This window comes from Thalassotalea euphylliae, assembly GCF_003390375.1.
In the GTDB taxonomy this organism is placed as follows: Bacteria; Pseudomonadota; Gammaproteobacteria; order Enterobacterales; family Alteromonadaceae; genus Thalassotalea_F; species Thalassotalea_F euphylliae_A.
In genome coordinates this window covers 4,173,861-4,200,437 of sequence record NZ_QUOT01000001.1, presented here as the reverse complement: position 1 = coordinate 4,200,437, position 26,577 = coordinate 4,173,861, and the positions used below count along the sequence as shown (strand labels likewise).

Sequence of the window (26,577 nt, the reverse complement as noted above, 5' to 3'; positions counted from 1 at the left end):
TGACAAACTTCTATGCAACAATTACGCCTGGATAATATTTTCTTTAATAACAAAGAGGTAAGTGATACTGATTACAAAACAGTGTGTCGATGTTAAAAACATCGACACACTGAATTCACTATCTTAACCACATTTGGAAATCATCATAACGATCAATCAATTGGTCTTCCCAAGGGATGGTTTCAGCATTTGCATATTCAACAAGTTCTGGTAGTTCCAGTAATGGCGAGCCTTTAGTTGCCGCTAACTTAGCAACCATTTCAACATTATCAGTGGCTTTGCTTTCTGTACTCATTACTCGGTTAAAATCGAATGTAACGTCGAATGTGTGATCACTTTCAGCGCTCTCCTTGTCTCCATCAATCTGTTGCTGTGGCACATTTGCATCACTTTGGCGAACAACCTCGCCTGCTGCCAGCGAGTCATAATCAAACGTAACATCAAAACTATGTAGGTTTGGAGCAAAGGCTTTTCCTGAGTCATCAACTTTCTCAGGTAAATCAGCATCACTTTGGCGAACAACCTCACCCGCTGCCAGCGAGTCATAATCAAACTTAACATCAAAGCTGTGTAGGTTTGCCGCAAAGGCTTTACCTGAGTCATCAACTTTCTCAGGTAAATGAGCATCACTTTGGCGAACAACCTCGCCTGCTAACAACGAGTCGTAATCAAACTTAACATCAAAGCTATGTAGGCTTGCTGCATTAGACTTTTCTGAATCACTAACGCTCTGCAAATCAACATTACTTTCCTTCAATCCACCTTTATCTGGAATTGCTTCAAAGTCCTTAGATAAGCTAATTGAGGTTGGTTGGCTAAGCGCTGTGCTATTGGCAAATTCGCTTGCTTGGTCAGATGCAGGTCGATAGCCAAATTGGAGATAATCAATATAGAAATCGCTGCCAGTATTCGGTTCGCCTGCTGCCGCAGCGCTGCTATCGTCTGCATAACTGCCATAGATAAAGTTACTGCCATCGTATGCGCCAGCATTAAAGACGACATAGCTAAACGCCTGATTAGTGGCAAAGCTAACGTCGACATTACCGTCTGCTTCACCTAAAACCATCATTTCTTCAATTAAACTGCCATCATCTGCCAATAATTGGATTCTCGCCGCTTCATGCAGACCAGCACTTTCATTGGCAAATAGGTTGGTAAAGGTGAGCGAGCCATTAAACGCCGCATCGGTTAGCGAGATTCGCAAACCCTCTGTGCCGTCAAGCTCTTGGAATACAGGACTAGTGAGCGAGGTGTTACCGCTAACCCCCAAATCACCCAGTGCAATATCCTGTCCGGGTAGCTGCCAAGAATCAAAGCCAACAAATGACGCTAGCGTCCAAGCTTCAGCCGCATTATCAGTTTGCGCTTTATGTTCAATCGCCAAACCTTCCGTAGTCCAGCTATTTTGCCATCCCAACGGATCGAAGAAACTTAAGAACTGCGCCGCTTCGCCCACTTTTAAACCGACATCAATATTGTCGATAACGCCTAAATCAAACGTACCTGAGTCGGTCACCACTTGCACGCTAACATCGAACAAGCCTAAATCTGCATATTGATGTGTCAATGCCGAGGTATCAGGGAAAGATTCTACTGGCGAACCATCACCCCAGTCGACCAGTACCTCATTGATAGGTTCACTGCTGTTGACGGCTAAATCCAGCATTACCGTATCATTGCGTAAGCTAAATTCTGGCATATTACCGCTCCCTGTTGGTGGCGTGAAGGTATCTTCAACAGTGACATTTTTGGTCGCCACATCAGTAAAGACGCCATCTTCATCTTCAAGGCTAACACTGATAGTAAAATCACCCGCTGCTATATAGGTATGAGTGAAATCACCGACATTATTAAATGACTCAGTCGTGCCATCGCCCCAATCAACGCTAATACCATTGGCAACCAAAGTATCATCACCGGGATCAACAATGTCGCTTAGCGTTAATGTGTAAAGGGCATTAACATCAACCGTATTAGCACCAGTTGCTGTGGTATCTGGTGCAACGTTATTAACGGTAATATCAATCGTGCCTGCAGGGAAGGTTCCCTCGGTATTAACAATACTGACGGAAATCGTACTAGCGTTTGGACCATCGCTAAAGACATGCGGGTGATCACCTAAACTCGCTACCGATTCGACTGGTGAACCATCGCCCCAGTCAATCAAGTATTCCGTGACCGTATCATTGCTACCCGGGTCAATTAGATTAGATAGGTTTAAGGTGTAAGTGCTGCCTTCATCAACCACTAAATCGCCGGAAATCGTTAGTGCTGGAGCAACATCATTAACACTAATAGCTAAACTGGCCGCGATAAAGGTACCGTCTTCATCGGTTACTTCCAGCTCGATAGTGGGTGTGGTATCACCATCAGCAAAGATATGGTTGTAATCACCTGCGCCAGTATATGGTGTATTAGTGCCATCGCCCCAGTTGATCACCGCATTTGTCACGGTATCATCGCCGGGGTCGACAATATCACCGAGCGTTAAGGTATAGGTGCCACCTTCATTGACACTGGCGTCACCTGAAATGGCTGCTGTTGGCGCAACATTTGCGACATTGACGGTAAAGCTCTCACTATCGCTCTCGCCTGCCTCATCTGTGACCGTGACGGTCACGGTTGGTGATGCATCACCATCGTCGAAGCTATTGCTGATATCAAAGCTGTTGTTTGTGGTGGCAAAACTTTGATCGGCATTGCCGTCGCCATCCCAATCAATATCAACTGTCCAACCCGCCGTGCCATTGTCTTCACCGTCGGTAAAGTTAATGGTGCGAGTAAAAGTATCACCCTCATTAATATTGGCATCGCCCTGCGCAACCACATCAACCGAAGTTGCAGGAGCATTAACAGTAACCGCTTTGGTGGCAACATCACTAAATAGCCCGTCTTCATCTTCTAAGCTAACACTAATGGTAAAATCACCCGTTGATACATAAGTGTGAGTAACGTCGCCAATACTGTTAAACGACTCAACACTGCCATCGCCCCAATCAACCGTAATACCATTGGTGATGATAGTGTCATCACCCGGGTCGATTATTGCACCTAGCGTTAAGGTGTATAGTGCATTTTGAATGGCGGTGTTGGCACCCGTAGCTGTGGTATCGGGTGCCACGTTATTAACAGTAACGTCTAAGGTGCCAGCAGCTGGGAAAACACCATCGTCATTAACAATAGTCACCGAAATCGTGTGGTTTTCATCACCATCCGCATAGACATGGTTATAGCCACCAAGGCTGGCTACTGATTCAACTGGCGAGCCATCACCCCAGTCAATTAGATATTCACTGACTGGATCATCTCCAGGATCGGCAAGGTTAGACAGGCTTAGGGTGTAAGTACTACCTTCATCAACACTGGCATCACCAGAAAGCTGAACACTTGGCGACACATCATTAATGGTGATGTTTAAACTGGCGGCGATAAAGGTATCATCTTCATCAGTGACTAGCAGTACTACTGTTGCGCCACTAACGCCATCAGCAAATACATGGTTGTAATCACCCGCACCAGTATATGGCGTGGTGCTACCATCACCCCAGTTGATTACCGCGTTAGTCACTGTATCATCGCCGGGGTCGACAATATCACCGAGTGTTAACGTATACGTGCTGCCTTCATCGATACTAGCATCACCGGAAATAGCAGCAGTTGGTGCAACATTTGCCACGTTAACGGTAAAGCTCTCACTATCACTCTCGCCCGCTTCGTCGGTCACTGTGACGGTAACCGTAGGCGCTGCATTACCATCGGCGAAAGTGTTGCTGATATCAAAGCTGTTGTTTGTGGTGGCAAAACTTTGATCGGCATTGCCATCACCATCCCAATCAATATCCACTGTCCAACCGGCAGTGCCATTATCTTCACCGTCAGTAAAGTTAATGGTGCGAGTAAAGGTATCGCCCTCGTTAATATTGGCATCCGCTTGCGCAGCCACATCAACTGTAGATGCTGGTGCATTAACCGTTACTGCTTTGGTGGCGACATCGCTAAATAACCCGTCTTCATCTTCCAGACTGACGCTGATAGTAAAATCACCAGTGATGACATAAGTGTGAGTAACGTCGCCAACACTGTTAAACGACTCAACAGTGCCATCACCCCAATCAACCGTAATACCATTGGTGATAATAGTGTCTTCACCCGGATCAACGATTGCCCCCAATGTTAAGGTGTAAAGTGTATTTTGGATTGTTGTATCAGCACCGGTGGCTGTGGTATCTGGCGCAACATTGTTAACGGTAATATCAAGTGTACCCGCAGGGAAGGTTCCCTCAGTGTTAACAATACTCACTGAGATGGTGCGAGCGTTCGGTCCATCACTGTAGATATGAGGATGATCACCTAAACTGGCTACCGATTCGACAGCTGAACCATCGTCCCAGTCAATTAGGTATTCGGTCACCGTATCATTAGTGCCCGGATCAATAAGGTTTGATAGGTTTAAGGTGTAAGTGCTACCTTCATCAACCGTTAAATCGCCTGCGATAGTTAATGTTGGCGCCACATCATCAACACTGATACTTAAACTGGCCGCGATAAATGTGTCATCTTCATCAGTAACTTCCAGCTCGATAGTTGGTGTGGTATCGCCATCAGCAAAGATATGGTCGTAATCTCCAGCGCCAGTGTATGGCGTGCTAGTGCCGTCGCCCCAGTTGATTACCGCATTAGTCACAGTATCATCACCCGGGTCAACAATATCACCGAGTGTTAAGGTATAGGTGCTACCTTCATCAACGTTAGCATCACCGGAAATGGCAGCGGTTGGCGCAACATTGTTAACGGTAATATCAAGTGTGCCAGCTGGGAAGGTGCCATCATTATTGACAATACTTACTGAGATAGTGCGAGCGTTCGGTCCATCACTGAAAATATGTGGATGATCACCTAAACTCGCTACCGATTCGACAGGCGAACCATCGCCCCAGTCAATTAGGTATTCGGTCACCGTATCATTAGTGCCCGGATCAATTAGGTTCGATAGGTTTAAGGTGTAAGTGCTACCTTCATCAACCGCTAAATCGCCAGCGATAGTTAGTGTTGGCGCAACATCATCAACACTGATACTTAAACTGGCCGCGATAAAAGTGTCATCTTCATCAGTAACTTCCAGCTCGATAGTTGGTGTGGTATCGCCATCAGCAAAGATATGGTCGTAATCTCCAGCGCCAGTGTATGGCGTGCTAGTGCCGTCGCCCCAGTTGATTACCGCATTAGTCACGGCATCATCGCCCGGATCAACAATATCACCGAGTGTTAAGGTATATGTACTACCTTCATCTACATTGGCATTACCAGCAATGGCCGCTGTTGGCGCAACGTTCGCCACATTCACGGTAAAGCTCTCACTATCACTCTCGCCCGCTTCGTCGGTAACGGTGACAGTCACGGTAGGCGATGCATCGCCATCATCGAAGGTATTACTGATATCAAAATTCGTGGTCGTGGTGGCAAAACTTTGATCGGCATTGCCATCACCATCCCAATCAATATCCACTGTCCAACCCGCCGCGCCATTATCCTCACCGTCGGTAAAGTTAATGGTGCGGGTGAAATTATCACCTTCGTTAATATTAACATCAGCTTGGGGCACCACATCGACAGTGGCTGCAGGTGCATTTACGGTAACAGCTTTGGTGGCAACATCGCTAAATTGCCCATCTTCATCTTCCAGACTAATACTGATGGTAAAGTCACCTGCGGCGGCGTAGGTATGGGTGACGTCACCAACGCTAGAGAAGGTTTCAACCGTACCATCGCCCCAATCTACAGTAATTCCATCAGCTATTATGGTATCATCACCGGGGTCGACTATCGCGCCAAGTGCTAAGGTATAAGGTGTTCCAGCAACGACATCATCGTTGCCACTTAGCGGCAGTGTCGGTATGACGTTTTCAACCGTTAAACTAAAGGTTTGAGTGGCAATTTCTTCACTGCCTGAGTCAAATAGGTTAACGGTAATGTCACTAGCTGCTTGGTCATCCGCGAAGAAACGCGTTAGATTAAAGCTGGTACTGCCCGGAGCAACCTCGCCCGATTCATCTTCAATACCGTCGTTGTCCCAATCAACCGAGTAACGCCAACCGTCAAAGGCGGCATCACGACCATCAGTAAAGTCGATATCAAGGCTTAACGTATCTCCTTCGTTAATGGTTTGATCACCCGCTGGTGACATTGCAAGTGGCGCAGTAGCACCTCCATCTTCCAAGATAGTGCCAACAATAGGTGTTGTACTAATATCTGCATTAGCTGCATTAAAGAGCACCAAACTAAAGGTTTCATCAGGCTCTAAAGAAGTGTCATCAACAATAGGTAAGCGAATTGTTTTAACGGTTTCACCCGGTGCAAACCGCAATTCTTCTGCACCAGGGAAGACAACGTCAGTCACAAAATTAGGGGTATTAACAGTAGCAGTGCCAGCCACCGCATTATAACTAACCGTGACTTCACTCGCGCTTGGCACCGTTAATTGGACAACAAACTCGATATAACCGTCACTTTCATAAGCAAAAGCGTCATCAGCAAACAAGGTTGGCGTCGAAGCGATTGCTTGATCGCTGGCAGCGATAGTCGCAGTGGCCATTTCATCGGCGAAAATTGCACCATTGACATTGCTAATCTGCAAATGGAATTGCTCTTGTGTTTCAGCTAAGGAATCATTAATCAGTGGTACACGCACAGTTTGCACCACCTCAAATGGGCGGAAACTCGCGGTACCAGATACTGGGATAAAATCGTTAGTATCAGCCGTATCAGCGGCCGTTGCATAATCAAAAGTGACCGTATCCGCACTTGGCCGCGTCAATTCAAGTACAAATACCACCTCACTGCTTGCTTCATCGACAATGGGATCAGATAGCAAGATAGCGGGTAAGCCAGTGGCATTATCGTTATCAACAATGGTGATGGTATTTTCACTGCGCTCTAGCGTAGCGTTAACCTCATTAAACAAGTTTAAGAATACAACTTCACGCTGTTGTTCATTACTCGTATCATTCACTATGGGCAGGCGAATGGTTTTTACCGTTTCACCCGGTGCAAAGTTCAGTGTTTCAGTATTGGGTAAAATTGCATCAACCACAAAATTAGGTGAACCACTGGTACCAGTACCATCACTATTACTGTAACTGACACTAACTGTTTGCGTACTTGGTGCACTTAAGCGCACCACAAGTTCAACATAGCCGTGGTCTTCACTAACCGTTGTATCTGCAACACTAATAATGGGAGTTGAAACCGTTGCTTGATCATTCTTATCAATGGACGCTGTACCAACACTGTCTGTTAACACGCCATTAGTGGCATTGGATAGCACTAAATTAAAGGTTTCTAAGGTTTCTGCTAACGAATCGTTGATGAGTGGTACACGGACATTTTGCACCATTTCAAATGGGCTAAAGCTCGCCGTACCTGACACCGCAACATAATCAAGACCACTTTCAGCACTACCATTTTGCGTGGTGTAATCAACGGTAACCGTATCGGCACTAGCCCTATCAAGCTCTAGACTAAACACAGCTTCAGCCGTACCTTCATCCACTACCATATCGGCAATTTGAATCACGGGCAGCCCGGTTAGGCCAGTTTCATTATCTATAATCGTGATGGCATTTTCGGTGCGTTCTAAGGTTGCATTGACTTCACCAGATAAGTTTAAGAACACAACTTCACGCTGCTGTTCATTGCTTGTGTCGTTCACCACTGGCAGGCGAATGGTTTTAACCGTCTCACCCGGTGCAAAGTTCAGTGTTTCTGCATTTGGTAATACGGCATCAACCACAAAGTTAGGTGAGCCACTGGTGCCGGTCGCATTACTATTTGCATAAGTCACACTGACCGTTTGGCTACTTGGCGCACTTAACCGCACCACTAACTCAACGTAACCATTGTCTTCACTTACCGTGGTGTCATCGACGCTGATAACAGGTAAAGCAGCTAATGCTTGGTCATTCTCGTCAATGGTCGCCGTACCAATAGCATCGGTTAGCAGGCCATTAGTGGCATTGGATAGCACTAAATTAAAGGTTTCCAAGGTTTCTGCCAGCGAGTCGTTGATCAACGGCACACGCACATTTTGCACCATTTCCAATGGGCTAAAGCTCGCCGTACCTGATACCGCAACATAATCAAGACCACTTTCAGCACTACCATTTTGCGTGGTGTAATCAACGGTAACCGTTTCGGCACTAGCCCTATCAAGCTCTAGACTAAACACCGCTTCAGCCGTATTTTCATCCACCACCATATCGGCGATTTGAATCACCGGCAGCCCGGTTAGACTAGTTTCATTATCTATAATCGTAATAGTGTTTTCGGTGCGCTCTAAGGTTGCATTAACTTCACCAGATAAGTTTAAGAACACGACTTCGCGCTGCTGTTCATTGCTTGTATCATTTACCACTGGCAGGCGAATGGTTTTAACCGTCTCACCCGGTGCAAAGTTCAGTGTTTCTGCATTTGGTAATACGGCATCAACCACAAAGTTGGGCGAGCCACTGGTACCTGTCGCATTACTATTAGCATAAGTCACACTGACCGTTTGGCTACTTGGCGCACTTAACCTTACCACTAACTCAACGTAACCATTGTCTTCACTGACTGTGGTGTCATCGACGCTGATAACAGGTAAAGCAGCTAATGCTTGGTCATTCTCGTCAATGGTCGCCGTACCAATAGCATCGGTTAGCAAGCCATTACTGGCATTAGATAGCACTAAATTAAAGGTTTCTAAGGTTTCTGCTAACGAGTCGTTGATCAGCGGCACACGGACATTTTGTACCATTTCAAATGGGCTAAAGCTCGCCGTACCTGATACCGCAACATAATCAAGGCCACTTTCAGCACTACCATTTTGGGTGGTGTAATCAACCGTTACGGTATCTGTACTGGCTCTATCGAGTTCTAAGGTAAAGATAACCTCTGCACTGTTTTCATCCACCACCATATCAGCAATTTGAATGACTGGCAGCCCAGTTAGACTCGTTTCATTGTCTATAATCGTTATAGCATTTTCGGTGCGCTCTAAGGTTGCATTAACTTCGTCAAACAAGTTGAAGAAGACAACCTCACCCTGCTGCTCGTTTGACGTATCATTGGTGATTGGTATGCGAATGGTTTTTAACGTTTCACCGGGAGCAAAATTGAGTAACTCGGCATTAGGTAAAACCGCATCAACAACAAAGTTAGGAGAGCCACTGGTTGCTGTGCCGTTGCTATTGGTATAGCTAACACTCACAACATCAGCGCTTGGCGCGCTTAATCGAATAGCTAGCTCAACAAAGCCGCCGTCTTCACTAATTATGCTATCTGCAACACTGATCACAGGCAATGCTGACACAGCTTGGTCGCTTGCATCTATAGTCGCGGTGCCGATGGCATCGGTTAGCACGCCATTGCTAACATTGGATAGTAGTAAGTTAAAGGTTTCCAAAGTTTCTGCGAGCGAGTCATTGATCAATGGCACTGAGATATTCTGCACCATTTCGCCCGGATCAAAGCTGGCCGTGCCTGACACTGCGGTATAATCGCTACCACTTAGTGCACTGGCATTTTGTGTAGTGTAGTCAACTGTGACTGTGCTGCTAGTAGGACGATCTAGCTCGAGCACAAAAATAGCTTCTGCACGGCTCTCATCAACGATCACATCATTGACACGAATAACTGGCGCGGTGCCCGGTATCACTTCGTTATCAATTATCGTACCCGTTACTTCAGAACGGCCAATTATTGCGTTGGTTGCGTTAGCAAGGTTGATAAAGAAAGACTCACGGTTCTGTTCATTTGACGTATCATTAACAATTGGTATTTGCACCAATTGTTCAGTATCACCGGGGTTAAAGGTAACCAATATAGTTGAGCTAAAGGTAGCATCACGGCTAAAGCTAGGTGAGGCAACACTGGCAGTACCCGATGCAGCATCTACTTCTACCGTTACCGTTTGTGTGCTTGTGTCACTGAGTCTTAAAGTAAAGTCAGCGGTACCACCATCTTCTGAAACAACTAAATCTGCGACGTTGATAAATGGCAATGGCCCCGGAACAGTAACCGTGACATCTTTGCTGGCAACGTTAGTAAAGATGCCATCTTCATCTTGCAAATCAACTGAAATAGTAAACAAGCCGTCACCGGCATAGGTATGAGTAACATCGCCCACCGATGATAAGGTCTCAACCGTGCCATCCCCCCAGTCGACAGTAATACCATTGGTAACAATAGTATCATCACCGGGATCGACGATTGTACCTAAGGTTAAGGTGTAAAGATCATTGACATTAACAGCGTCGGCACCTGTTGCCGTGGTGTCCGGTGCCACGTTATTAATGGTGACATCCAAGGTACCCGCTGGGAAAGTATCATCATCATTAACAATACTGACTGAAATCGTATGGCTGTCAGGACCGTCAGCAAAGATATGGTCAACATCTACATTTGTACTGCCGCTAATTGGCACTGATTGCACTGCCGAACCATCACCCCAATCAATCAAGTATTCGCTGACCGGATCATCACCGGGGTCAATTAAATTGGATAGGCTTAAGGTGTAAGTGCTACCTTCGTCGGCACTGGCAGCACCACTGATGGTGAGGGTCGGCGGTACATCATTGATGGTGACAAATTGACTGGCCGCGATATGTGTACCGTCTTCATCAGTAACTTCTAAACGGACATTCGGTATCGTATTACCAAGGCTATTGCCATCAACAAAGGTGTGGGTGTAATCACCAGCGCCAGTATAAGGTGTAGTAGTACCGTCGCCCCAATTAATCACGGTTGAAGTAACAGTTTCCACACCGGGATCGGTAATATCACCAAAGGTAAAGGTGCCCTCTTCGCCTTCATCAAGCTCAGTCGGACCAGAGATTGTTGATGTAGGAACCACATTCAAGACACTGATAAAGCGACTGCCTGCATCTAGGAAAGTACCGTCATCATTGGTGACATCAACGCTAATAGTATACCCAAATGGCCCATCGGCGTAGGTATGATCAATTGACGTAAAGGTATCAGAAGTGATGGTTTCTACTGTGCCATCGCCCCAGTCAATAACATATTCAGATACTGGGTCATCGCCGGGATCAACAATAGCGCCCGTCAGGGTCAATGGTGAACCTTCGTTAACGCTTGTTGCACCAAATAACGAGACGGTTGGAATAACATCATCAACGGTGACATCAAAGGTATCTGTGCCTATCTGATTAGCCGCATCGTCGGTAACCGTTACGACTACGTTATATACGCCATCATCCGCGTATTGATGGAAAATATTAAAATCGCGATCGTTCGAGCGTAAGCCAGTTTGCACTGTGCCATCACCCCAATCAATTTCATAGTTCCAGCCAACTGGGTCTTGATCGGTTGGGTCGGTAAAGGTAACAAGGCGACTAATTGCACTGCCTTCGTTAATCGTTTCGTCTATGCCTGCATCAACGGTAATGGTTTCAGCCGGAGCACTAACATCAATGTCCTTAGTCGCGACGTCCTCAAAGGTGCCATCTTCATCCACCAAATCAACACTAATGGTAAAGCTGTTAATTTCTGTGTAGGTATGGGTCACGATTTCTGGCAATGGTGCGATAACATTGTCAAAAATATCGACAGTGCCATCTCCCCAGTCAACAGAATACTGGGTAACAGTGTCATCACCGGGATCGCTGACTCCGCCCAGCGTCAAGCTATAGGTGGCGTTTTGCTCAACCGTATTATCGCCTGTCAGGTTAAGAGTTGGCGCAACGTTGTCGATAACTACGTTATAGCTGTCTTGCTCGACGCTATTTGGTTGACCTGCCTGATCATCAACCGTGACAGTAACCGTGTAATTGCCATCATCTCGGTAAAAGTGTGAGGTATTGACTGTCGTATTGTCGGTTGAGATTTGCTGAATCGGCGTGCTATCACCCCAATCAATACTGATAGAGAAAGTATCGCCATCGGGATCTGCAAAGTTGATCGTATGCGTAAACAGGTTTGTCGCGATCCCCTCAACCCCAGTATCATCACTACCTACATCTAAACCCGGCGCGTCGTTGATCGGTAATAAGGTAATATTCGTGGCTGCAGGGTCGGCAAAATTAACACCATCACTGCCCGACCAAATGAACTGGTCAATGCCATTGAAATTAGGGTTTCCTAAGAAACTCAAGGTGCCATTTTGCAAATCAACAACATCAATAAGTTGACCCGGAGTAACTGGGCTGCCATTAAAGCTTAAGACCCCATTGATGGGCGGAGTAATAATTTGCACTTGTTGTAGCGGCTCACCTTCAGGATCGTCGAAGGCATTGATAAATAATGACGCGTCAATCGTGACAACTTCATCCTCATTGCCTTGCACACCAAAATCAGTGACTTGTGGTGCCTGATTTTCAAAGCGCTGTACTTGAATATCATTGCTGTTAGGGCTATTAAAACTGCTCCAAGAAGCAAGGAAACCACCATTAGGCAGTGCCGCCAGCGCTGACTGAGACTGCGTACTAGTAGTATTTTGATTAACTTGTTGTGCGCGATCGATTAACTGGCCGTTAGTATCAAACTCTTGAATAAAGATACCGTCGCCACTGCCATCAAATTGCGAGTATGAAACGACAAACCCTCCGGTATCTAAGCCAACGATATGCGGATCAGTCTGTGAATTAGCCTGAATATCATTCACCCGGAATTGCTGGCCAACCGAAACCGGATCGCTACCAGAAAAGGTAAAGCGTTGTCCATAAATACCAGTGCCACTTAAATCCACACTAGGCTCTTGCCAAACAATAACAAAGTCGCCATTAGCAAGGCCACCAACCGAGATATTGGTTTGATTGCCACTGGTGATTGAATTAACGGCCAGTTCGGGGCCAACTAAATTGCCATTGTTGTCTAGCACTTGCGCAAATACACCGTCGCTGCTGCCATCTGGGCTTTGCCAAGTGACGATGTAGCCGCCTTGTGGCAAGGCACCACTGGGTGATAAAGGTGCAACATCCGGTAAATCTTGGGCGCCGGTTGTCGTGGTATTAATGCGGAATTCGCCGCCTAAGGCATTACCATCAACATCATAGCGCTGCGCAATAATAGAGGCACCGCTGCCATCCCCTAGCGCGCCACCATTGTCTTGCCAAACGACAATAAAATTACCATTGGGCATGGCTGCCAATTGTGAATTGGTTTGCGTACTGTTGGTGGTGGTATTAACAATAAATTCATTACCGCCGTGGCTAGCACCTGCATCAACGGTACCGTCATTATTGAAAATGCGAGCAATAATAGCGTCGCCGCTGGCATCTTGCGCATCGTTACCGTTTGAGTTCCAGCTAACCGCAAAGGTGCCATTGGCAAGCCCTTGCACTTGGGCATTGTCTTGCGTATTTAGTGTGGTTTGGTTAACTTGAATTTCACTGCCAATCGGATTGTTATCCGCATCATAGATGCGCATAAACACTTCACCACCGCTTTGCCAAGTAACGACATAACCAGCGAGTTCCCCAGTAGTCTCATCGAACAGCGCTGTGGCAGCAGATAACGCCTGACTCCCTGCCAGCGTGGTGTTAGCAATGCGCTCAGGAACCAGTGTTGGCTCATTGCCATCAAGGTTCTGGCTAATATTGACATCTATAGAGCTAGCAAAACTGCTACCACCGTCGCCATCAGTTACGCGAACACTATAAGTGCGCGTTGGCTCCGGCGCATCTGAGATATTGCGATAATTAACCGCCTCCAATAGCGCCTCTATTCCCTGTGCGGTAGCATTGGCATTAAAGTTAACCACCAAGGGGCTATCATTAAGGCCACTGGATGCTAGCGTGCCGATTTGCACGCCGCTATAAAATACGGCATTGCCAGTTAAGCCAATTTGCCCAGGATTACTGCCTTGATCGAAAATGCTAAGGTTATCTTGTGGGAAGAAAGGTTGACGCCCTAGTTGATCCCCTTGGCCATAGGAAGAAATTCGGCTGATCACCAGTTGGCCACCATCGAAGTCGGTAGAATCAATATCAGCAACACCCGCGCCAATAATTAAGGTTTGCGGCGCAAAATTCACTTCATTTTCAGTAAAGTTGATGGCACTCGCGGCCAATTGAACTTCAGGTGCCTGACTGCGCACAAATTGACCATCACTGCCAAATAAGCGCATAAAAATACCATAAGTATTGGTATTGCTGTCTTCCTGATTAAAGCCAGACCAAGTGGTGACAAAGCCGCCACCGCTTAAGCCGGCAATGTTAGGCTCCCAGTCGGTACTGACATTGCCCTGATTGGCAACAATCGGGCCATCAATAAGGTTAGCGTCTTGATCAAATTGCTGCACCAAAATACGGTCTGGGTTATTGGTGGTGTAATAACTGACCGCAAAACCGCCATTAGCGGTGGCTGTCACCTCTGGCTGCGATTGGCCATTAGCTGTTGCTTCGTTAACTCTGAACTCACTACCCACTAAATTACCACTGTTATCCAGTAGTTGGCCGTAAACGCCATTACTGGAGCCATCAGTGTCATTGGTATAAATCACCACGAAGCCACCACCATTGAGCGCGGCAATAGCGGGTTCTGACTCATTCCCTGGATTACCGGGAATACTGAAATCGCCAGCAAATGGTGTACCATCGCTATTAAACAAGCGCCCTTCAACAGCGCCACTTTCTAACCAAACAACCGCCAGTTTGCCATCGCTAAGTTGACTGATTCTCGGCACAGTTTGCGTACTTGTGGCCACTTCATTCGCTAAGATTTCGGAAGTGGTCGGATTGCCATTGGCATCAAATAGGCGCAGGAATATACCATTCGCATCACCGGCGCCATTACCATCCCAAACTGCGGCAAAACCGCCATTGGCAAGTGCGGTCAGGTTGACCATATCTTGAGTACTGGTTAATGTGTCGTTAAGGGTAAAGTCGCCACCTTGTGGCACGCCATTAAGATCAAAGAGTCGCGCATGCACACCTGCGGTATCTGACTCGCCTCGCCCTTGCCAAGCGACAACAAAACCACCGTTAACAGCAGCAACGCTCGGTAGATTTTGACCTTGAGGCGTGTACTCATTGACAATAAATTCATTACCTATCGGCGCGCCATTACTGTCAAAACGCTGGGCAACTATGCCTTCTTGCCAGCCGTCTTGTAAGTTCGAGCGCCATACCACGACAATGCTGCCATCACTTAATTCGGTCACCGCTGAATTTTGCTGATCATTGGCCTCGAAGGTGTTCACCTGAATATCATCGCCTTGTGGCGTTGCGCCATCAGGAATTGGGTTAACCGTTAAGTTAACCATATTGTTCAAGGTTGATGCGCCATTACCGTCGTTTACCCGCACCGAAATAGTCCGGTTATTGGCAGGACCATCCGAGCCATTAAGGTAAGTGATATTTTGAATTAGCGCGGTAAGCGCTTCTTGTGTCGCGTTGGCATTAAACTCAATCGCTAGGCGGCTGCCATTTTGACCATCATCAACTATGGTGGCAAAAGCCACACCACCGATTGAAATGGTCGAGCCAGATACGCCAATTTGCCCTGCGCCGTCACCTTGATCGCGCACCGAGAAGTTATCTTGTTGATTTGAATCGGGGAACTGAGCCGCTTCACCGTAACCCTCAATCACGTTGATCCACAGCATACCACCATCAAAGTTATTACCAATGCCACCATCAAGATCAACAGAGGGGATCAATAGTTGTGGGACATCACTTTCGTCCAAGCTGATATTAGCTGGTAAGCCCGCCAAATTAAGTGAGCCAATATCCGCTGAAAATTGGCCATCGCTGCCAAAGTTACGGACAAAAATGCCATAGGTGCTGTTAGTGGGATTTGTCTCTAAATTAAAACCAGACCAAGTCACTGCAAAGCCACCGCCCGGCAAACCAACAACATCCGGTTGCTGGTCAGTACTGACATTGCCAACATTGACTGTGGTTTGGTTATCAATGCGCTCGCCCGTTGCATCAAATTGTTTGGCAACGATGCGATCTGGGTTTGCTGTGTCATAGAAAGCAACGACAAAACCGCCATTGTCGGTTGCCGCTATGCGCGCTTGGTACTGAAGACCGCTGACATTATCATTAACCCTGAATTCATCGCCGACCGTATTGGCACTGTTATCATAAATTTGCGCATAGGTGCCCCAGCTATTGCCATCAGAGTCATTGGTATAAACAACAACAAAGCCACCACCGCTCAGTGCCACGATATCTGGATCAAATTCAGTGCCCGGATTGCCCGGCACAGTAAATTCACTACCCGCTGGCGAACCATCAAGGTTGTATAAACGACCATTGATGGTGCCGCTGCTATCTTGCCATGTCACTGCTAAGGTATTATTGGCAAGCTGTGTCACTTCCACTTGCGACTGGGTGCCAGTTGCTAATTCATTAACCAAGATCTCGCCTGTGGTTGGCAGCATATTGCTATCAAATAGGCGAAGGAAGGCGCCGCTGTTATCAATATTACCGGTTTGATCGCCATTGCCTTGCCACGTTGCGGCAAAGCCGCCGTTATTCAGTGCAATGAGTCCGGGAGCACCTTGCGTACTGAGCGTCGTCTCGTTAACAATAAACTCATCACCAATAGGATTACCGCTAAAGTCAAACTGGCGGGCATTAATACCTAGGCCACTAGAATCAACGCCATTATTATCCTGCCAAGCGATGACAAATCCATTAGCGGTTTCAACCACGATTGGCAATGTTTGCTCACCAAACGTTGAAGTATTAACGACAACTTCATTGCCGTAATGGGTACCATCTGGCGAAAAAATTTGCGCAAAGATACCGTTGCCACTGCCGTCTTGTGCACCATCCGATTGCCAAGTGACCACATAATAACCATTAAAATCGCCTGTGGTTTGGCTAAAGGCAGTAATATTAGGTAGCGTCTGATTACCCGGTAAATAACTGTTAACCAGCACATCGCCGCCTTGCGCGGTGCTGCCATCAGCAACTGGAGTAACTTCCAGTGTAAAGGTTTGATTGCTATTTGAGCCGCCATTTCCATCGCTAATGCGAATTGCAACTTCGCGATTTAACACCGGCCCTGCAGAGTTATTGGCATAGGTGATATTTTGCAGTAATGCCGTGACCGCATCAGGAGTAGCATTAGCATTAAAGTCGATTTGCAGCGGGTTGCCCGCCTGCCCGTCACTGACAAGGGTACCGATATTAGTGCCTTGATAGCTGATCGCCGAGCCACTTACCCCAATTTCTCCTGTACCTGTGCCTTGATTGCGCACTGACCAGTTGTCTTGACTCGCTGCATCTTGCACTTCATCTAAACTGCCATAGCCACTGATCACGCTTAGCCATAACGAGCCACCGTCTAAATCTGCCGAATCAAAATCCAATAAATCAACGCCAGCTAAGAAGGTTTGTGGGCCGCTATCTTCGGCCAGTGAAACCGTGTCAGGTAAGTTACTAATATCCGGATTTAGCTGACGAACAATATCGCCTGCTGGGCCAACTAACTGTTGGCCAATTTCATAAGTACTGTTGGTCGGTGTGGTTAAATTAAAGCCAGACCAAATAACTGCCGCACTATTAGCGCCGACCGCAACCACGGTATTTTGATGATCTGTGCTTGGCCCATTACCAACAAAGAGTGGACCATCAATTTTCGTTGGTGTGGTGCCAGAGACATCAAATTCTTGCGCATAAACATTGTCAGCACCGCCGCCAACACTACTGCCCCATACCACCATCACATTGCCATTGGCCAAGGTGGTCACTTCAGCGGAATCTTGACTCGTCCAAACGGTTTGGGCGGTATTGACAATAAATTCATCACCAATAAAGCTGCCATCCGCGCCTATGCGTTGCCCTCTAAAGCCCCAGAAGTTAGTGTCAAATTCATTGATAAAATGACCCCAAATCACTAAGAAGGAGCCATCGTTGAGCGCCGTAACACTAGGTTCAATCCAAATATCACCAGATTCAGTGCTATTAACCTGAAATTCTGCCACTAGCTCATTACCGTTGGCAGGGTTAAAAATGCGGGCATCAATATCATCACCCGTTGACGTATTCCACGCCACCAACAACGCACTGTTGGTGGCCGCCATGGCTGCATAATTCTGACTGCCAGCAAATGAGGTATTAGCCAAGGTTTCTGGGCCTGTTGGCACCCCTGCATTATCAAAATAACGCAGCGCAACTGCATCACCGCTAATATCGGCAAGCGAGCCATCATTGCTGGTAAATGAAACGACAAAGCCGCCACTGGGAATGGCAGTAACAAAAGGCTCATTTTGGGTATTGGCCGCTAAGGTATTCACCTGAAATTCACTGCCTAGCAAACTACCGTCAGCAGCGACACGCTGAGCAAAAACATTAGTATTGCTGCTTTCGTCGCTCAATGGTCCTGACCAGACGACGACAAAACTGCCATCGCTTAAACCTGCGACTCGTGGCTGCTGCTGATCGCCAAAGGTGCGCTCATTGATTTGAATTTCATTGCCTAAGGCCTCACCAACATCATTAAAACGTTGCGCGAAAATGCCGCCGTTATTGCCGTCTTGTGCATTCTCAGACTCCCAAACCACGACATAACCACCACCGACCAAAGTCGCCGCCGCAGGCGTGACTTGATTGCCGGTTTGGAATTGATTGATGATGTCGCGATCAAATAGCAGCTCGCTACCGGTATCGTCTTGATTAAAGGCAAGTGCAATGCTGGATAAATTAGAGATTTGATTGCCACTGTCGGCGACAAATACACTTAAGGTGCGGCTTGGTGGTGCATCACTGGTGGTGCCATATCCTAACGCTTCTAATAAGGCTTCAACTGATTGCTCAGTGGTGTTAGCGCCAAGATTAATGGTTAAGTCTTGGCCATTTTGACCGTCTAGCACACCGTCAATCGTGGCAAAGTTAGTTCCTTCAAAACTGATATCTGTGCCAGATACGCCAATTTGCCCTGTTCCTGTGCCTTGATTAACCACACCTAGAGTATCTTCAAAACTAGATACTGAGGTAAATGACAGCTCTACGCGGCCATTAACTAAGCTATTACTGCCGTTATATTCGAAGTTAATCGCCGGATCGATAATCGCTAATTGGTTTTGAACATCGGCTTCATCAAAGGTCGCGCTCGGTTCGACATCCTCAACCAATAAGTTTGGCGGGTTAATGGCGGTGGTGTGATCTATAAAGATTTGCATTGGCCCGGTGACGCCGCCATCACCGTCGCTAATACGCAGGCCAAGGTATTGATCGCCAATGACATTATTTTGCGAGGCATAAGTCAGGCTCTCTACCAGCGTTTGCACCGCCATCGCCGTTGCGTTGCTATTAAAGTCAACCCGTAAACCAGCCCCGCTGGTGCCATTTTCAGTGCTGTCTAGCGTACCTATGCTAGTACCTTGATATTGCACATCGTTGCCAGTTAGTTGAATTTGGCCAGTGCCTGTACCCGTTGAGGCAATCGCCAACAAATCGTCGGCATCACTAGCGGTTAAATGGAATAAGTCTAAATAACCGCCATCAAAATTTGCCGAGTCGCTATCGGTGAGTAACACATCCGCGTCAATATGCACAGGCACGGCAGAGTTGGACTGCACAATTTGGCGAACGTTAATTAAATCATCCAGTATAGGATTAGCTTGGCGGTTAAAATCGGCGGAATTGCCAAAAATATTTTGGTAAATATCCCAACCACTGCCGCCTGCACTGGTAATATTAAAATCCGCCCAAACCCCCAGATAATTACTGGTATTGCCAAGCGCTACCAGATTTAGTGTGTCGGCTGAGGATACCGAGGTACTGCTGACTAATACTTCACCGTTGATGGGATCACCATTAGTGTCAAATTCTCTGACAAATGCCCCATCACTATCACCAGCACCATTACCGTCCCACCCAACAACAAAATTTCCGTTAGCCAGCGTAATCACACTCGGGTTACCTTGCTGATTAACTGTCGTTTGATTCGCTTGAATAGCACTGCCATTGGTGGTGCCGTCCGAGTTAAAACGCTGAACAAAGACGCCACTGCTACTGCCGTCATTATCCGTTTGGAAAGCAACGACAAAACTGCCGTCAGTAAATGCCGCCACTTGTGCAACAGACTGATTACCGCTACCTAAGAACACGTCAATTTCAGCGCCAACTGGGTTACCATTGTTATCAAAGCGCTGCGCGACAACATCATTACTACTGCCACCGGTTTGACCATTAGAAATCCATGTGGCAATAAAGCCGCCATTAAAGCTGGCAATGTGTGAAGAAAACTGACTACTTGTCGTGGTCGTATTGGCAATAAATTCATCCGCTACTGGCGTACCATCAGCATTAAATAAACGAATGGCAATATCGCTGTTGTCTGTCCATGAGGCGGCAAATTTACCGTCACTCAATGCAGTTAAGGCAACACTGGACTCAGAGGTATCGGTTAAGGCGCGCAGGTTAAATTCGGCGCCAAGCGGCGTACCGTCGGCAGCAAAGCGCTGAGCATGAACCCCTTGGCCCGGATCGTTAATGCCCGCACCATCCCAAGCAATCACAAAGCTGCCATCAGTTAACACTGCAACATCAGGATCACCCTGAGTGCTACCGGTACTGGTACTTACCTGAAATTCTCGGCCAAGGGCAATACCATTAGCGTCAAAGCGTTGGGCATAAATCCCCTGACCACTGCCATCTTGTCCGTTTGAATACCAAGTGACCACATAACTACCGTCAGAGCCACTATCAGCACGCGGATCGTATTGGGCACTGTTGATATAGCTATTGATGCGCTCTACCCCAAACACAGACTCACTGCTTTCTGATGACGGTGTAATAGCAATGGTAAAGGGAATATGGCCAGTGCTGCCGCCATCGCCATCAGCTAAGTTCAGCGATAGGCTGCGACTGGTCAGTGGTGATTGCGAGGTATTGGCATAAGTGAGATTCTCTAACAGTGCTTCAACCGCGGCAAGGCTCGCATTGGCCGTTAAATCGATCACTAGCCGGCCACCATTGCTACCGTCATTACTGGCTTGAATAGTGCCGATTTGTGTCCCTGAATATGAAATGTTATTGCCGGACACACCAATTTGGCCTAAACCATTACCTTCATTGAAAACGCCAAGTTGATCATCGGTTCGAGCATTTTGCAAATAGCCAAGGGTTAGCTGACCACCGTCAAAGTTAGCAGAGTCAATATCAACAAGTGAAACACCGGGGTCGATAATTTGCGGTGCATTGTTGACATCATTTTCGAGAAAAGTTGTTCCAGAAAAGCCGGAGATTTCAGGATTAGATTGCAAGCCACTAGGGCCAAATAAGTTTTGAAATACACCTGTACCATTGCCATCTTCGCCGCCATTGGAATCAAACGCGATAACATAGTTACTATTGCCCAAGTGACTGATCGCCGGATTGTTTTGCGTTGACGAAAAGCCCGGTATATTGACGGTTTGCTGGCCGTCAATGGCATTGCCATTGCTATCGAATTCGCGACGCTGGACATCAGAGCTCGCGCGGTCATACCAAGTTACGACAAAATTACCGTTGGCAAGATAGCTCACCTCTGGCACCTGTTGATTGCCAGAGAAGGTTTGATTAACTAAAAATTGACTGCCGACTGGGCTACCGGCACTGTCAAAGCGTTGCCCGACTATCGCATAGCCATTTCCATCAGAAGCCCCAGATCTATCCTCCCACACCATGACAAAGCTACCATCACTTTGGGCACTGACATGGGTATTGCGCTGATCGCCTGACTGACCAAGTGAAACATCAATATCACCACTGGCGAAACTGCCGTCGTTATTAATTTGGCGCGCGATAATGTCGTAATCACTGCCACCGGTTTGACCGAATGACTCCCAGCCAACGACAAAACCGCCATTATATGCACTTACAGTGGGGAAAAATTGACTAGAAGAGGTGAAATTATTAACCACAAACTCATTAGTAACTGGCGTACCGTCTGGCTGATAAATGCGACCACTTATGCCCCAACCGCTGCCATCACCGCCATTTGAGTGCCATACGGCGGCAAAGTTGCCATCACTCAAGCGCGTTAGTTGGATCGCTTCTTGAGTACTACTGGTAAATTGGTTGATTAAGAAGGTATCACCAACGGGCACACTATTGGCGTCAAAGCGTTGTGCAAAAATACCAACACTATCGCCATTGCCGGCACCACGCCAAGCGACGACAAAACTGCCATCAGCAAAGGTCACCACATCTGGAGTGATCTCCGAAGTGTTAATAAAAGGAATTTCATTTTGATTAATCAGTAGCTCGACGCCAATTGGGTTACCTTGGGCGTTATAGCGCTGACCGTGAATGCTAGCAAAGCCAGTGCTGACATCAGCTTGACCATAGCTTTCCCAAACAATGATATAACTGCCGTCGTCAAAACCATCAACACCGGGGCGCTGCTGGGTGCTGTTAAAGTAACTATTAACCACCGATGGCCCACTGGTACTTGGCGTTGAGTCAGGGTCGGCATTGACATTAATGATGGAAAATTGATTTGCTGATGCACCGCCGTCACCGTCGGTTAAACGAACCGATACACCACGGCTTTCTGTTGGGCTTTGTGAGGTGTTTTGATAAGTGAGGTTTTCCAGTAGCGCCTCAACCGCTGCCGGCGTTGCATTAGCATTAAGGTTGATACTGAGCGGCGTACCATTACTGCCATCAAGCACTATAGTACCAATTGCTGTGCCGCCAAAGCTGACAGTGGTACCGCTCACTCCAATTTGCGCGGGGTTATTACCTTCATCACGAACGCCTAATTGGTCCTCACTGCCGCCACCTATGTTATAGCCAGCGGTAAGGTTACCGCCATCAAAATTGGCGGAATCAATATCGGTCACTGAAATGCCAATTTCGAGAATAACAGGCGCCGCATTGACGCCACTTTCAGAAAAGGTGTACTCCGTCTCAAAGCCAACCACTAAAGGGTTGCTTTGCTGATTAAAGCTGCCAAATAGGTCGAGTAAAATGGTAGAGCTGTTGCCGTCTTCACCGCCATTAGATTGATAGGCAATCGCATAGTTGTTGCCTCCAGTATGAGCAATAACTGGCAATTGCTGGGTATTACTAGTAAAGGTATTGTTGACTCGGACTTCACTATCTATCGGCGTACCATCTGCGGCAAACTCCCGACGAAAGACATCACCGGTATTTGAGCTATACCAAGTCACGACAAAATTACCATTGTCTAGAATAGCAATCTCCGGCTGGTTCTGTGTATTAACTGTTGTTTCGTTGACTCTAAAGATACTGCCCAACGGGTTGTTACTGGCATCAAAACGTTGACCAAAAACGCCATTGCTGTCGTCGGTGCCAACACCACTCCAGACCACAATAAAGCTACCATCCGAATAGGCCGCCACTGTCGCTTGTATTTGAGAGCCTGCCTCTCCTAAATTAGCAACAATTTCAGTGCCATCTAAGGTACCGTTGTTATTGATGCGTTGGCTAACAATATCGTTGCTATTGCCTCCCGTTAGGCCTTCAGCATGCCAGCTAACCAAATAACCACCATTATATGCATCAATAGATGGGTCTAGCTGACTACTGGTAGTAGTAGTATTGATCACAAATTCACTGGTGACAGGTGTGCCCGCTGGCGTATATATCCTGCCAGTAACGCCCCAGCTAGAGCCATCAACGCCAAAAGAGCGCCATACCGCAGCAACATTGCCATCAGATAACCTTGTGAGTTCGACTAAATCTTGCGTACTAGAGGTAAATTCATTTAGCTGAAAATCATCGCTGGCTGGGGTGCCATCGGCATTAAAAATTCGGCCAAAAATTCCGCTTGCGTCGTCACCGAAACCACCTACTCCTTCCCAAGCAATCATAAAGCTACCGTCAGCAAAGGTAGCCACAGAAGGCAAGCGTTGTGAAGTGTCAGTAAAACCATGGTCGCTTTGGTTAATTTGCAGCTCAATGCCTATCGGTGTGCCATCAGCACTATAGCGCTGTGCATGAATACCATAGGTGTTGGCATCGTTTTGTGAAAAACTATCCCAAGCGATGATAAAGCTGCCATCGTCAAAGGCTGCGATATCGGCATTTTCTTGTGTCGAATTAAAGTAGGTATTGACGATACTGGTTGGCCCCGCAGACACCGTGGAGTCATTCACTTGGGTGACATTGATAACAGTCGTCACATTTTGGCTACCGCCGCCATCACCATCGGTTAAACGCAACGACAGGGTGCGCTGTGGCTGTGGTGACTGGGATGTATTCTGGTACTGGATATTTTCCAGCAAGGCTTCTACTGAGGTAGGATTAGCGTTAGCATTTAAATCAATCACTAAACTATTACCCGTTAAGCCATCTGCAGCAATGGTGCCTATCGCCGTACCTTCATAGCTAACGGTATTGCCACTGACGCTGATTTGATTAGCGCCATTACCTTGGTTGCGAATGGTTAGATTATCTTCACTACCACCAACAATATATTCAAATGACAGGCTACCGCCATCAAAGTCACTGGAATCGCTATCCACGACAGCGACGGCAATATCGAGTATTTGCGGCGCAGCATTGACGGTGTTTTCATCAAACGTAATATTGGAGACAAAATCCAGCACTTGTGGGTTTGCTTGGCCAGTAAAGCTGGCTAAATCACCAAATAGTCGCTGAACTGCAGTGCTGCCGGCACCATCGAGGGCGCTGTCAGTCCAATCAATTAAAAAGTTACTACCTGATAGCGCAGTAACCGATGGCAGCGATTGTGTGCCTGCCGTGGTGCTATTGGCGAGCTGCTCAGTACCGATAGGCGTGCCATCTTGTTGGTATTCGCGGTAGAACACACCATTACTATCGCCCGTGCCATTGCCATCCCAAGCGATAACAAAGTTATCATTACCCAGCACTGCAATACTGGGCAAATCTTGGTTAGAAGAGGTGGTGTTATTAACCAGAAACAGGCCTGTCGTTGGCGTACCTGTATTATCAAAGACCTGTGCATAAACCCCATGAATACTGCCATCTAAGCCCTGATCATCCCACCAAGTCACGACAAAGCCGCCATCACTAAAGTAAGCTATATCGGGGCGACGTTGGCTACCCGTTTGTAAACTGACGGATATTTCACTGCCAACCAGCGCCGCATTATTATCAAAACGCTGAGCGGCAATATCATTACTGTTACCGCCGGTTAAGCCGGGTGACACCCAAGTTACGGCAAAGCCCCCAGCAGTTGCATCGACGCGCGCTTCAAACTGAACACCTGCAGTTGTGGAATTAATTAAGAATTCACTACTGGCGGCACTCATATCCGCATTAAATAGTCGGCCGATCACGCCATCAGCACTAGCGTCCAGTGTCGGCGTATCATCGCGCCATACGACGACAAATTTGCCATCAGACAAGGCGACAATATCTGCGCTATCTTGCTCGTCTGACACTTCTTCATTGACCAATAATTCATCAGACAAAGGGTTGCCTGAAGCATCAAAGCGGCGCATAAAAACGCCGGAACCATCGCCAACACCTGAGCCATCCCAGACGATGACAAAACTGCCGTCGTTAAGGCCGGCAATACGCGGATTGGTCTGATTGTTATCAAAGGTTTGATTGACGGCAAATTCGTGGCCTATTGGGCCGCCCTCGGCACTGAAGCGCTGCGCATAAATTCCCCAAGTGCCACTCTCTCTAATAGACTGCCAGACCGTGACATAGCTACCATCTGCTAACACGCTAGTATGGGCATTTTGTTGGGTACTTTCGGTGACGGTATTAACAACACGCTCATCGGTTAGCGGATCTAACAGGCCGGGATAATGCGCCATCGCACTGGCTGGCAATATCGGCGTACTTAACTGCTGTTCCAGTGTGCTGTCAAAGTAATCGTCAACTTGCTCATTAAGGTGTGCATTTAGCCGCACGTTCAACCAATCGGAAAACGAGGTGAACTGCCACTGGCCACCTAATGCCGCATTACCTAGCTTGTCAGACGAAGCGTAGACAGGACATTGGCAGATCGATTGCAATTGGCGAATAAAGGCTTGCCCTAGCACCCCCTTGGCAAGCTGACAGGCATAAAAGTGCACGGCAGTAACATTAAAAATTGGCGTCGGTAGAATCACTTCCGCATAGTCAGCAAGTGCTCGCGCATCTAGCTTGTTATCACCAAGTTGCAAGTGTCCAGACTGACCATGACAGAATATATGTAAATGCACGGAGGATTGAGTCGAAATAACTTGATCAAGCTGACTAAACAGCTCAACAAAATGATTGAAGAAATGGATCTGGTTAGTGGCTGCCAGTTCGCCCAATAAGTAATCGGAATGAGCGAGATCACCAGCGATAAAAACGACGTTAGTCGCCGTTAATGCTTGATTAGTTGTTTGAGGGTAAAGTGCAGAGTAAGAATTAAAGGCCGACACGACTATCTCCATTGTAGTTGTCAACCATCAGACTGTCAGCCGATCACAACACTCTCCCCTTGGTTACTACTAACTACAACACTGAAATAAATGCTGTGTTCATTCACCTACCTCTTACCCCTACCCCTGGTGATAATCCGGATACACTACCTACTATTTAATTTACCCGAGCTTTTAGCCTTAATGGCTTGTGAATTCGTAAACTGTTAGATTTCATGCAAAGAGCGTAAAGCGGGTTCTTTGCATAATGTGTTCCTATTCGT

1 protein-coding gene is annotated in these 26,577 nt (G+C 47.1%); it reads right to left on the bottom strand.

The features are described from left to right. Window positions 1-118 precede the first annotated feature (118 nt). Window positions 119-26,314 carry a Calx-beta domain-containing protein gene (locus tag DXX94_RS18305; protein WP_181901584.1) on the bottom strand — a complete coding sequence of 8,732 codons (26,196 nt, stop codon included), beginning with the start codon at window positions 26,312-26,314 and terminating at the stop codon, window positions 119-121. Window positions 26,315-26,577: the final 263 nt, after the last annotated feature.